Genomic DNA, 12,760 nt, shown 5'->3' on the forward strand with positions numbered 1-12,760 from the left:
AGTTCGATAAAAAACGCTAACTAACTGTTAGCGTTTTTTGTTTCTGAAGATTGTTTTCAGAACCTTTCTAAGTTTAACGAAGCACTAAACAGGAAAGTGCTCAGGGTTCAAAAATGGGATCAGCGCTAAAATTAAAGCCTGATGATACACTGAACTGCGAGACAGTTGATTATGTGTCAGTAGGCCAATTGCTCCACCTTTCTGTTTGATATTATCGGTACCAAACACTTCATCCATTACATCTCCGAGCTCGTTTGCATGCTCTAACTTATCAAGCACGGCTGGTGGCAACATAAGGCTCGCTGAACGAGACTCTCCACGTTGACCATTCGCTTCGATAACCATCCAAGCAAAGGTGACGTTTTTTTCTATTCCTGCTTCTAGACCAACATAAAAGTCAGCATAGGGCTGCGCTTGCGTTGCGTTGTGCACGCGGTTCACTGCCACTTGATAGGTTTCATCATTACTCATCGGTTGATCGGCAACGCCACTAGGGACGCTGATGCCTTTGAAATCAAATTCAGTATCAGGAAAAGCAGATAAGAACGCACTTTTAACGGCGTTAATTTTAGCTGGGTTCAGCGATGCGATGATTACAGATTTCATGTGTCGGATTCTTTTTGTTGTCGAGTAGATTGAGTTGATGTTGTTGGTACCAGTCACTCAACTCTTCTAATGGCATAGGTTTACCAAAGTAATAGCCTTGCAGCATATCGCACTGCGCATCCTGTAACCACTGGTGCATGCCTTGAGTTTCAATCCCTTCGGCGGTGACCTTTTTCCCCTGAGCATGACATAGTCCAATCACAGGTTTTACGATGTTCTGGTTATCGGTCTCAATCAAGGTATCCAAAAACGCTTTATCTAATTTAATTTTTTGAGTTGGATACTGCACCAGTTGAGTGATAGAGGTATAACCGGAACCAAAGTCATCAATTGCTAATCGATAGCCCATCCCCGCCAATTCGTTGAGCAACGGAAAGCCTTCCGAATTCGAATAAAAGGTCTCGGTAATTTCAAAATCAATCAAACTTGGTGGAATATGATTGATTTTTGCGTGTTTTTTAATGAAATCGGCAAGGTGTGTGGTTTCAATCCCAGCAGAAGATAAGTTAATCGACAGCTGAATTGAGTGGTCAAATTGAGCCTGAAGTCGGTAAAAAGAAGCAAACGCATTCTGAATTACCCAACGATCAACTTGCTCGAATAACCCAGTTTGCTCGGCAATTGGAATGAATTCATCGGGCGGAACTACTCCCAACAGTTTCGAGTCCCAGCGTAATAGTACCTCAACCCCAATAATATGCGCGCCGGTTGAATCCATATAGGGCATATAAACGAGTCTAAACTCTTCATCAAAATTCTTGTCTCTAAGCGCACGTTCAATGTTTGCTTGGCGTTGAATCGCTTTGTCTAAATCCCGTGAATAGTCAGCAAATTGGTTTTTGCCTGCACGCTTGGCTTGATACATTGCGGTATCCGCGTTCGACAGTAGCTTCTCGATTGAATCGCCATCATTAGGGTAGGTCGCAATACCAATACTGACCGTGATCGGAAAGCTTCCTGATTCGGTGATAAACCCTTTTTGTAAGGGAGTCAGTAAATCACTCGAAAATCGATGCGCGACATTTCCTCGGTGACTAGGAGCGTTAATGTAGACAACGAATTCGTCACCAGAAAGTCGGGCTGGCATGCAATGAGCATCGAACTCCGTTTGATAGTGGCGACAAATATCTGAAATACGCTGAGCAAAAGAGACCAGAATCGAGTCGCCGATTTGATGCCCATATTTATCGTTCACAAACTTGAAGTTATCCAAATCAAAGTAGAGAACCCAAGTTTCGGTATTTGAACTCGGTTTTGGCAACGATTGCTGAACGAAGGTTTGAAACTGATGCCTGTTGGCGATTTGGGTTAACTGATCATTCTCGGCCAAGAGCTTGGTTTGTTGGTAGGTGTTATCTAGCTCTTGGTACATGTCATAAAAACGCTGTGATAGTCGGCCAAGCTCATCTCGAGTGCCTAAGCGTTCAATGTTCTTCCGTTGTTTTTTTTCTACTTGCTGTAGTTGTCGATCAAGCCGTGTTATCGGAGTAATCACAGTGCGAGACAGAAGTATGAGTAGTAAAGCGACAGTCACAAACGCAGACAGTGCAAACGACAAACTCAGCTTGTTCCATATGGAATCGAGCTTGTTTTCCAACAGGAATTGCGCCGGATCGACCGTGGCGTATAGTTCTGGAGCCAGCTTGACTGAATGGGTGACATCATTTTCCAAAGAAATCGCTATGGATGTGAAAAACAAGCTGGTTTGGTAGTCGAACTCTATCTGTTTTCTAAGCGCATTAAACTTGTCGAGAGAAACAGATACAACAACAAAGAATACATCGCTTGGTTGATTACTTTCGGTTGGAAAAATCGCTTTTCTATCTACCTTTTCATAGTGAACCAACATCCCTTCGCCTTGGGAGTTTTGAATATAGTTGGTACTCGATGTTGCTAGGGTGTCTTGATAGTGCTGGTCAACATACTCCAATATCTTACTGTCAATTTGAGTGCGTGAGTCGTTGCTATTATCTGCGTAGTAACGCAGTTTTCGGTCAGCATTAAGAAGTGCTAAACCCGTATAGCTCTCATCGTCATCTTGCAGGAAATCTATAGCTTCTCGAAAGTTACTAACCAGTTCAAGATCGCGAGATAGATTTTGGTCAGTGAGAAAATAACCTTTCACCATATCGCTTTGGGTCAAGGTGTAAGAGTAGCTATTGAGAAACGAACGAGATTGACGAAAGTATCCCGCTAGTTTTTCCATGTTGAGCTGAAGTGCGTTGTCTTCGCGTTTGATGAAGCTGCTTTTTTGCGTCGAATAAATAATATAGCTAGAAGCCGCGGTACTGATCAGTATCACAGGGGTTATCAGTAGTAAGATTTTAGTACTTAGCTTCATAGTTAATGACAACACTATTTATAATTTAAGCGCGTAAGTTTATGTTACTTAATGCTTACTCGCTATTAATTACACGTAGTTCGATGATTTCCTGTGAAGGGTGTAAGGTTTTGTCTTTATTGATAAAAAAGCCACTAATGGGTTTTTTGTTAGAAATACTTAAGCAGTGGAGGGGAGAAGCGTGCCGAATGTGCGAAACAAGTGAATTGTGTTTTAGGCATGCTAGGGTAAGTGTTCTTAGACCGAATAGTATTCGACTAAATGGTGATTTAAGTATTTGGCCTACTGTAGGCCAAATACTTATGTTAGCTAAAAGCTGATACTCCCTCTCAGCTATGACAACTTAACTTGAGTCGCTTTGATATTCTCACTTGGGTAGCAACCTAACACTTTCAGGTGACGAGTTATGGCTGTTAATTCAGTGATTGCTTGCTGCATATTATCTGAATCCAGATGTGCTTCTAAATCGACATAGAACATCTCTTCCCAAGGGTTACCCATAATAGGACGAGACTCTAGCTTGGTCATGTTGATACCCAAGCGTTGCAGAATCAGTAGTGTCTCGACCAAAGAACCTGCTTCTTGAGAAGTCGACATGATGAGCGTCGTTTTTGCAGGTATTTGAGTTGACACTTCAACAGGCTTACGAGCTACCACGATGAAACGTGTGTGGTTCTCTGTTTGGTTTGCAATGTTGCCTTGAATTGGCTGAAGTCCATAAAGCTTGCCGCTAGACGCATTACCAATTGCAGCAACATCATCACCGTCCAGATCTTTCACCTTCTTCATGGCGTCAGCTGTGCTGGCACAAGACTCAAGGGTTACATCTTTAAGACGGCTCAAGAACTCGCTGCACTGCTGATGTGGTTGTGGGTGCGAGTAAAGCGTTTTGATGTCTTCTAAACGGATATCACTTTTCGCCACTAGGCAGTGTTCGATTGGTTGAGAAAGCTCACCAACAATGTAAAGCGTTGTGTGTTGAAGTAGGTCATACACTTCGTTAATCGAACCTGAACTGGTGTTTTCAATAGGTAGTACACCGTAGTCGGCATGGCCAGATTCTACCGTAGAGGCTACTTCTTTGAAGTGATTACAGTTTAACTCAATCAACTCCATATTCTTACGGCTGAAGTATTCGCGACTCGCAAGGTGAGAGTACGATCCCTTAGAACCCAAGAATGCAACGCGAGCCAATGGTTTACGACTTTGCGGGTTCGCTAGATTTTGTAAGTATGACTGCTGCAGTAAAACGGAGTCTTCGATGATGGTGTGAAACAGCTTGGTAATGTATTGCGCATCAAGTTCGTATTTATCTTTGCCATTGTTGATCAGCTTAACTAATAGTTGTTGCTCTCGTACTGCATCACGAACTGGTTTTGATGTCTCTACCTTGCTTTTAGCAACTTCGATACTTAGCTTGCGACGCTCCGAAAGTAACTTCAGGAGTTCGTCGTCTAAATCATTAAGACGAAGGCGGATATCATCCAGTGAAATTGAGCTGTCAGTCATAAATGTGTCCTTATAAAAAAGCCTCCCTAGTGTGGGAGGCTTCTTGTTCGTTTTTGACTTGTTTTTCTAAAACGACTTAGCCTCCGATTTACGGAAGAAAAAAGAAGTCAAAAATAAACAAAGATTGAGTGTGCATAAAAAGTGATTGTTTTATGAATGTTTAAACACAATAAGCAAGCGAGCTACGAGCGTCAAGCAAAAAAATAGCGCCCTGAGGCGCTATTTTTTAATCTGTTCTCTTTCCTTATTCTACTTCAGCTTCTAGCTCTTCGATTTCAGGCTTTTCAGCGCGGCGCGCTTCTGGTTTATGGCGTAGCTTGTTGAGTTGACGCTCTAGTTTTTGTTCTACTTCGTTGATAGCTACGTAGAGGTCATCATGGATTGATGAAGCAACAAGTTGGCCTTTTGGTACGGTTAGTACCGCTTCAAACTTCTTCTTCTTGTTTGGTTCTTCGCTAAAGCTCGCTTGGCAGCCAATGATGTCTACTTGCCATTTATCCAGCTTTTTAAATTTGCTTTCTATGTGATCACGGATTGCAGAGGTAATGTCGATGTTTTTACCAGTGATGTTCATTTTCATAGAAGTTTTCCTCTGTTGTATCCCTCATGGGTTAACTTCAGATTACGACTTTTAGGAATAAAGAATGTGATATAGATCTTGTTTTGGTTGGATGGAGTGAGCATTAAAATCAAATGTGATCTCACGCAAGTCTTAGTATCTTTTTGGCGGAAAATGCTTGTTATCCTTATGGAAAACGATAACTTGGAGGCAAGGCTTCGCTAAAAATTAAACCAGTTTTTAGGGGCGTCCTACAGCTTATAGAAAGTGCTTGATTGAAATTTGCTCAATAGTATTTTGTGATGTAGCTCTCGTGACATAGATAGCTACGCAAGCTTCTTCTGAATTAGATAAGCAAAAGCCGCATAAGTCTTCTTATGCGGCTTTTGTGTTTTTAGACTTACCTAATCCCCTTTAGCTCTCCAGCTGGGGATTGATTGAGGCGATCCTAATCGTTAGTGTTCAGTAATCTCGCTGTGCCGTCTTCTCGGATGGCATTGATAGCTTGTAATTGTTTATAGATTACGAAGTAGCGATTGATGTTGGCAACATAGGTTACGGGTTCTTTACTCACGTACTTGCGAGTGATGATTTCTACGTTTTTAAACCAGATGTTTGGGTTGTAGCCTTTCTGCTTAGCAAGGCGCCTCATCTTTCTGATCTTAGCGGGACCTGCGTTGTAAGAAGCCAAGGTAAAGTAGATTTGATTGTCGGGTGATATTGCCGGGTCGTCAAAATATCGGTCTTTGATAAAACGCATGTATTTCACACCCGCATGGATATTGTTATCCACCTTATGGATGTTCTTTATGTTGACGTTTTTATCTTTGGCGGTACTTGGTAATACCTGCATCACACCAATAGCCCCACGATGAGAAACTCTGCTTTGATCCAACCCAGACTCTTGGAAACCTTGTGCAGACATCATCAAAGGGTCGAATTCGTATTTACTCGAATACTTTTCAAAGACATCTGACAGCTTAGCCACTCGGTCTATTTTATTTGGGTTGAGTGCTCGACCTAACCAGCGAGTGTTGTCGATGTATTTCTGATAGATAACATTTCCAAGTAGGGTACCTGTTCGTGCAGTCTTGACGTATTTGTTTATCTCTTTCTTTAACTGAGGGCTGTTTTTTCTCAATGCCCATGCTATTTGGCCATTTTCACGTAAGGGCAAATCATGATGCACTTGAATGTTTTCCATTACATCTATCCAGAGCTTTGCTTTGTGGCTGTCCAGAATTGTGCCCTGAATATAACCTTGGTTAACCAACTCTATCAGCTCGTAGTCTTGCAGTGATTCTTCAATGAAGTGGACATGCAGTGGTGGTAAACCTAATTTGTTAAGCTCTTTATTGATTCTTTGTACACTCTCGAAGTAACTCGAGCTTGCACGTATCCACACCTCTTTGCCGCTCAATTGCTTGATTTCGGTGATAGGTTCGGCCTTTTTCCCTGTGATAATGAGTTCTTTACCATCTTTAATCATCGGATCTGAAAAATCGATGGTTCGTAATCGTTTGTCGGTGATCGTTAGGTTCGCGACAGCGACATCACCATAGCCAGATTCTAAAGAGGGAAGTAGATCATCTCGTTGTACGGGGATGATTTGAACATTGAGGTAGGGGTGTTTTTTACGAAGACTTTTTTCAAAGTGGTAGAGCATTTCTGCCACGATGCCTTTTGGCTTACCATCCTCGATGTAATAGAAACCAAGATCGGCAGATACGAGCACTCTAACCGTTCCTTTGGTTTTGAGCACATCCAAATCACCCATGTAAGGCTTATTGCTTAATGGGGACAGTTCTAATGCGTAGGATAATTGGCTAAATAGCGATATCCAGATAAATAATAACAACCTACTCACACCCACACTCCATGTTGATGTTTTGTTAAAAGTTATCTTTTGAAGATACCGTGTATTATGCGATTCATCAAGTTTGCGATATGTGGTCAAAAAAAACGCGCTAGTAAACTAGCGCGCTTTTTGGGTTGAGATGTAAGAAGTTGATTAAGGTAGTGGGTTTAACTCAATCAACTTTTCAGTTCTTAACACAGCATCATCTAGGCCTAGTTGTTTATAAGCTTCTAGCTGAATCTCTAAAGATTTACGCGCAGCAACGGTATCTGGGTAAGTCTTTTGCAACTCTTGTGTTCTGTTAATAGCAGCAATCCACGCTTCGCGACGTAGGTAGAAGTCCGCAGTTGCTAAGTCATATTCTGCTAGGCGGTTCTTAAGTGCGAACATGCGTTTTTGTGCATCTTCAGCATAAGGGCTGCTAGGGAAACGTTCGAGTAGTCGCTTGAAATCTGCAAAAGCGAGTTTCACTGGCTCAGGGTCTCGGTCACTACGGTCGATATTGAAAATATCGTGCATGAAGTTTCGGTCTTGCGCCATGTGCGTTAAGCCGCGCATGTAAAGAACCCAGTCTTGTTTCTCATGAGTTGGGTTCAAACGTAGGAAACGTGAAATGGTAGCAAGGCCAAGTGCCAAGTCATCATTTTTGTAGTAAGCGTAAATCAGATCGAGCTGTACTTGCTCAGAATAGGCGCCGAATGGGTAACGTGAGTCTAGGGCTTCTAGCTTTTCTATTGCTGAAAGCCAGCTACCGCTCTGTAGTGATTCTTGAGCGTCAGAGTAGAGAACCGATGGCGGTACATCTGGCACTATCTCTTCACTACTTGAACAACCAACCAAGAGTGATACGGCTAATAGACCCGATAAAGTAAGGTGTTTCATGTCAGGCGTCGATTCCTTGAATTAAATATTTCGTAAGCTTCCGTTACTTTCTAACCAGTAACAGATACAATGATGCAATTATTCTATTTTATCCATACTAATGGGTATTAGTCTCACGGTTTTTAAAAAAGTTCGATATGGCTCAGCAGATCACATTAACAGACACAGTAAAAAGCAGCCAGTTAGGTCAACGTTTAGACCAAGCTGTCGCTGAACTATTTACCGATTTTTCTCGCTCTCGCATTAAAGAGTGGCTTCTTGACGGCAAAATCCAAGTGGATGGCGAAGTTATTACTAAGCCGCGCGTTAAGGTTTTGGGCGGTGAAGAGATCATCTTGCAAGCTGAACTTGCAGATGAAGAACGCTGGGAAGCACAAGATATTCCTCTAGACATTGTCTACGAAGATGATGACTTATTGGTTATCAATAAGCCTCGCGATCTGGTTGTACACCCAGGCGCAGGCACACCGGATGGAACCATACTAAACGCATTGCTTTTCCATTACCCACAGATTGCAGAAGTGCCTCGTGCAGGTATTGTGCACCGTCTTGATAAAGACACAACAGGCCTTATGGTTGTGGCTAAAACGGTTCCAGCTCAAACTCGTCTTGTGCGTGCTCTTGCTAAGCGTCGTATTACTCGTGAATATGAAGCAATTGCAATTGGTAAAATGACCGCTGGTGGTGTTGTAGAGAAAGGCATTAGCCGTCATGCAACTAAGCGTACCTTAATGGACGTAAATGAATTAGGAAAGCCAGCGGTAACTCACTACCGTGTTGCTGAGCACTTCCGCGAGCATACTCGTATTCGTCTACGCCTAGAAACGGGTCGTACTCACCAAATCCGTGTTCACATGTCATACCTTCAGCACCCGCTGCTAGGTGATGTTGCATACGGTGGCCGTGCTCGTATTCCAAAAGGTGCATCTGAAGAACTAACAACAATGATTCGTTCTTTTGACCGCCAAGCACTGCACGCAGTCATGCTTAAATTTGTTCACCCAATTACAGGTGAAGAAGTTGAGTTCCACGCTCCTGTGCCAAATGACATGGTTGTGATGGCTGAAGCGTTACGTGTTGATGCTCGCGAAAATAAAGAAGAAGACATTTAATATGTCGTTGATCATCCCTAACTGGAATGCACCCAATAACGTGAAGGCATTTGCGTCGACACGTGTAGGTGGCTTTTCTACTGGTGCGTATCAAGGATTAAACCTAGGTACGCATGTTGGGGATGATGCTTCGCTTGTTGAAAACAATAGAACTTGGCTTAAGCAGCAAGCGAACATGCCGGCAACTCCGGTATGGCTAAATCAAACCCATTCAACAGATGTTGTTACGGTTTTACAACCTACGGCGGATATTCTTGATGCTGACGGTGCATTTACCACTGCTAAAGGTGTTGTTTGTTCTGCGATGACAGCTGATTGTTTACCTGTAATCCTTACTGATACGAAAGGCACTCAAGTTGCTGCCGTTCATGCTGGTTGGCGTGGTCTTGCTGGTGGAATTCTTGAAAATGCCGTCGCAAAGTTTTCGAAACTAGATTCAGAGAATAAGATCATTGCTTGGCTTGGGCCTGCAATAGGCAAACAAGCCTTTGAAGTCGGCGATGATGTGTTGGAAGCGTTTGTTAGCTTTGACCCTCAAGCTAAGCTTGCATTTAAAGCCAAGCCTGAACAGGGTAAATGGCTAGCGAATATGTCTCAGCTTGCAACGCAACGACTGAACAAAGTTGATGTAACTTCTGTGATAGACTCCAATCTATGCACCTTCGCTGATGCGGATGCGTTCTATTCTTATCGTCGTGATGGCATTACGGGACGCCAAGCTACTTTTATTTGGTTAGAGTAATCTTTAGCTAGTGCAACTAGCCATCCAGCCCATTTATATTTTCATATAAACTCTATTCTTCATTCTTATCCCTTGAAAATCCGCGTTACCGTATCCATCTTCTAAGCATAAGATAAACATATCTAAGAGTAGGAAGGTTGGCATGCGTCTCGATCGATTCACTAGTAAATTCCAAATTGCGATATCTGATGCTCAGTCACTCGCATTAGGTCGTGATCACCAATATATAGAACCTGTACACCTAATGGTGTCTTTGCTGAATCAAGATGGTAGTGCAATTCGTCCATTGCTCACCATGCTGAATATTGATGTGGTTCAATTACGTTCTAAATTGAGCGAAATATTAGACCGAGTGCCTAAAGTCAGTGGCATTGGTGGTGACGTTCAGCTATCGAATGCGATGGGAACGCTGTTTAATCTATGTGATAAGGTCGCGCAAAAGCGTCAAGACAGTTACATATCTTCAGAAGTATTCCTACTTGCTGCCATTGAAGACAAAGGCCCTTTAGGAAACCTACTTAAAGAGCTAGGTCTTACCGAGCAAAAATTATCTCAAGCAATTGAACAAGTTCGTGGCGGCCAAAAGGTCGATGATCCGAATGCGGAAGACAGACGTCAAGCGCTAGAGAAGTTCACCATTGATCTGACGGAAAGAGCAGAGCAAGGCAAGCTTGATCCGGTAATTGGCCGAGATGACGAAATTCGTCGCACTATCCAAGTACTTCAACGCCGTACTAAGAATAACCCTGTCATTATCGGTGAACCTGGTGTCGGTAAAACAGCGATAGTCGAAGGTTTAGCGCAGCGTATTATCAACAATGAAGTGCCGGAAGGTTTGAGAGGCCGACGTGTACTTTCGTTAGATATGGGCTCTTTGATTGCCGGTGCTAAATATCGTGGTGAATTTGAAGAACGTTTGAAATCAGTTCTTAACGAATTATCAAAAGAAGAGGGCAACATCATTCTCTTCATCGATGAAATTCACACCATGGTAGGTGCGGGCAAGGGTGAAGGCTCTATGGATGCGGGTAATATGCTGAAACCAGCATTGGCTCGTGGTGAACTTCACTGTGTAGGTGCAACGACACTCGATGAATATCGCCAGTATATAGAGAAAGATCCCGCGTTAGAGCGTCGATTCCAAAAAGTGATAGTCGATGAGCCAACCGTGGAAGACACAGTCGCAATTCTCCGCGGTTTGAAAGAGCGCTATGAACTTCACCATCATGTAGAAATTACCGACCCAGCGATTGTCGCAGCGGCAACCTTATCTCATCGATACGTTTCTGACCGTCAGTTGCCAGATAAGGCGATTGATCTGATTGATGAAGCGGCTTCGAGTATTCGTATGCAGATCGACTCAAAACCTGAGTCACTAGATAAGCTCGAGCGTAAGATCATTCAGTTAAAGATCGAGCAGCAAGCTCTTACTAATGAGAATGACGAAGCCAGTGAAAAACGCCTTCGAACACTACAAGAAGAGCTTTCTGATAAAGAACGAGATTTCGCAGAGCTCGAAGAAGTGTGGAATGCAGAGAAAGCCGCACTTTCTGGCACACAACACATCAAGTCCGAGTTAGAACAAGCTCGCATGGATATGGATTTTGCAAGACGTGCTGGTGATCTTAACCGAATGTCTGAATTGCAATATGGTCGAATCCCAGAATTAGAGAAGCAGTTAGATCTTGCGACTCAAGCTGAGATGCAAGAGATGACCTTACTACGTAATAAGGTCACGGATGCAGAAATTGCAGACGTACTATCGAAGCAAACAGGTATCCCTGTTTCTAAAATGCTAGAGGCTGAGAAAGAGAAGCTTCTTAAAATGGAAGGTTTTCTGCACAAGCGTGTTTCAATCGATAGCCGCTATTCAGCTTGAGCACCTCAAGAAGCGAATGGAAGACAATGGTTATGAGCTTGAAGTCTCGGATAAAGCACTCAAGTTAATTTCTCAAGTCGGTTTTGACCCAGTATATGGTGCACGACCTTTGAAAAGAGCGATTCAACAAAGTGTCGAGAACCCTTTAGCGAAAGCAATATTGGCAGGAAAAATTAATCCAGATAAAAAAGTACAACTATTAGTAAACAACGACCGCATTATTGCTCACCAGTAGTTTAAGTAAGAATTGTAGATACGATTGGCCAAAATCAAGGTGTAATCGTACCTATTTTGAACGCTTTGTGTGAATAGTGTTCGAACGGTCGCCGGTGGCGGTTTTTTTTCGTTTTTGGCCTTGTGCAAAGGATTATTCTCTCTATAATGCGCCTCCGTTGCCAAGGATAACCAAGCGGTTTGAACTGAATGACGAGACGGTGATAAGCATTTAAGATGCTTTGAAAAATTAGCTGGAAAAAGTGTTTGACACTGGAACCCAATTCGCTAGAATGGCCGTCCACTTCGAGAGGCTCCTTATTAAAAGGAACGCTCAACAAGTAAAGCTCTTTAACAATTTAAACCTATCAATCTGTGTGGGCACTCGTTGATGAATATCAAAACGTTTTATCGTTAGATAAAACAGATTCTTCGGAATCAACTTTGGTTTCAATGAACTGAGTGACCAATACAAATAACTACTTTCTCTTGTAGAAAGAAGGTATTTGGCACAGTCAATTCATTATCTTTCTGTTGGAAAGATAATAGCTTTAGAATTACTTTTTGTAGTTTTGAAGTCAGTATTCATTGAGCCGACAAAATCTTAAATTGAAGAGTTTGATCATGGCTCAGATTGAACGCTGGCGGCAGGCCTAACACATGCAAGTCGAGCGGAAACGACACTAACAATCCTTCGGGTGCGTTAATGGGCGTCGAGCGGCGGACGGGTGAGTAATGCCTAGGAAATTGCCTTGATGTGGGGGATAACCATTGGAAACGATGGCTAATACCGCATAATGCCTACGGGCCAAAGAGGGGGACCTTCGGGCCTCTCGCGTCAAGATATGCCTAGGTGGGATTAGCTAGTTGGTGAGGTAATGGCTCACCAAGGCGACGATCCCTAGCTGGTCTGAGAGGATGATCAGCCACACTGGAACTGAGACACGGTCCAGACTCCTACGGGAGGCAGCAGTGGGGAATATTGCACAATGGGCGAAAGCCTGATGCAGCCATGCCGCGTGTATGAAGAAGGCCTTCGGGTTGTAAAGTACTTTCAGT

The 12,760-nt window shown here is 43.0% G+C and carries 8 protein-coding genes, 1 rRNA gene, 1 pseudogene and 1 other annotated feature; of the genes and pseudogenes, 4 read left to right on the plus strand and 6 right to left on the minus strand.

What is annotated here, in order from left to right:
* Positions 1–84: 84 nt before the first annotated feature.
* The 6 genes from yjjX to CWO08_RS21280 form a co-directional block, all read right to left on the minus strand.
* Positions 85–606, minus strand: coding sequence for an inosine/xanthosine triphosphatase (yjjX, locus tag CWO08_RS21255; protein ID WP_108021041.1), 522 nt, complete (start codon positions 604–606; stop codon positions 85–87).
* On the minus strand, positions 569–2,947 hold the full coding sequence (locus CWO08_RS21260; protein ID WP_108021042.1) for a bifunctional diguanylate cyclase/phosphodiesterase: 2,379 nt from the start codon (positions 2,945–2,947) through the stop codon (positions 569–571). Before CWO08_RS21260 ends, yjjX begins: the two co-directional genes overlap by 38 nt.
* A gap of 333 nt (positions 2,948–3,280) precedes the next feature.
* Entirely contained in the window at positions 3,281–4,456 is a 1,176-nt protein-coding gene (pheA, locus tag CWO08_RS21265) for a prephenate dehydratase (RefSeq protein ID WP_019820950.1), read from the minus strand.
* A gap of 12 nt (positions 4,457–4,468) precedes the next feature.
* Positions 4,469–4,590: a sequence feature (Phe leader region), on the minus strand.
* 110 nt (positions 4,591–4,700) lie between these two features.
* On the minus strand, positions 4,701–5,036 hold the full coding sequence (gene hpf, locus CWO08_RS21270; RefSeq protein WP_004735034.1) for a ribosome hibernation-promoting factor, HPF/YfiA family: 336 nt from the start codon (positions 5,034–5,036) through the stop codon (positions 4,701–4,703).
* Between the two features lie 427 nt (positions 5,037–5,463).
* Positions 5,464–6,888: a transporter substrate-binding domain-containing protein gene (locus CWO08_RS21275; protein ID WP_375071327.1), complete on the minus strand. Its 1,425-nt coding sequence runs from the start codon at positions 6,886–6,888 to the stop codon at positions 5,464–5,466.
* A 138-nt stretch (positions 6,889–7,026) separates the two neighbouring features.
* Complete coding sequence (locus CWO08_RS21280) at positions 7,027–7,755, minus strand: outer membrane protein assembly factor BamD (RefSeq protein ID WP_102432231.1); 729 nt, start codon at positions 7,753–7,755, stop codon at positions 7,027–7,029.
* Positions 7,756–7,892: 137 nt separating this feature from the next.
* On the opposite strand from CWO08_RS21280, the gene rluD reads away from it, so the two are divergent.
* From rluD to CWO08_RS21305, 4 genes and pseudogenes are all read left to right on the plus strand, one after another.
* On the plus strand, positions 7,893–8,867 hold the full coding sequence (rluD, locus tag CWO08_RS21285) for a 23S rRNA pseudouridine(1911/1915/1917) synthase RluD (RefSeq protein WP_019820953.1): 975 nt from the start codon (positions 7,893–7,895) through the stop codon (positions 8,865–8,867).
* A 1-nt stretch (position 8,868) separates the two neighbouring features.
* A complete protein-coding gene (gene pgeF / locus CWO08_RS21290; protein ID WP_019820954.1) occupies positions 8,869–9,609 on the plus strand; it encodes a peptidoglycan editing factor PgeF in 741 nt (246 codons plus the stop codon).
* 142 nt (positions 9,610–9,751) lie between these two features.
* Positions 9,752–11,723: pseudogene (locus tag CWO08_RS21295) on the plus strand (Clp protease N-terminal domain-containing protein).
* A 584-nt stretch (positions 11,724–12,307) separates the two neighbouring features.
* Positions 12,308–12,760, plus strand: a 16S ribosomal RNA gene (locus CWO08_RS21305); the annotation flags it as partial.

The organism is Vibrio sp. 10N.286.48.B8, assembly GCF_003050085.1.
In the GTDB taxonomy this organism is placed as follows: domain Bacteria; phylum Pseudomonadota; class Gammaproteobacteria; order Enterobacterales; family Vibrionaceae; genus Vibrio; species Vibrio crassostreae.

Excerpts from the sequence above, each read along its gene's own strand:
- yjjX (WP_108021041.1), bottom strand. The coding sequence starts at position 606 with ATGAAATCTGTAATCATCGCATCGCTGAACCCAGCTAAAATTAACGCC.
- CWO08_RS21260 (WP_108021042.1), bottom strand. The coding sequence starts at position 2,947 with ATGAAGCTAAGTACTAAAATCTTACTACTGATAACCCCTGTGATACTG.
- pheA (WP_019820950.1), bottom strand. The coding sequence starts at position 4,456 with ATGACTGACAGCTCAATTTCACTGGATGATATCCGCCTTCGTCTTAAT.
- hpf (WP_004735034.1), bottom strand. The coding sequence starts at position 5,036 with ATGAAAATGAACATCACTGGTAAAAACATCGACATTACCTCTGCAATC.
- CWO08_RS21280 (WP_102432231.1), bottom strand. The coding sequence starts at position 7,755 with ATGAAACACCTTACTTTATCGGGTCTATTAGCCGTATCACTCTTGGTT.
- rluD (WP_019820953.1), top strand. The coding sequence starts at position 7,893 with ATGGCTCAGCAGATCACATTAACAGACACAGTAAAAAGCAGCCAGTTA.
- pgeF (WP_019820954.1), top strand. The coding sequence starts at position 8,869 with ATGTCGTTGATCATCCCTAACTGGAATGCACCCAATAACGTGAAGGCA.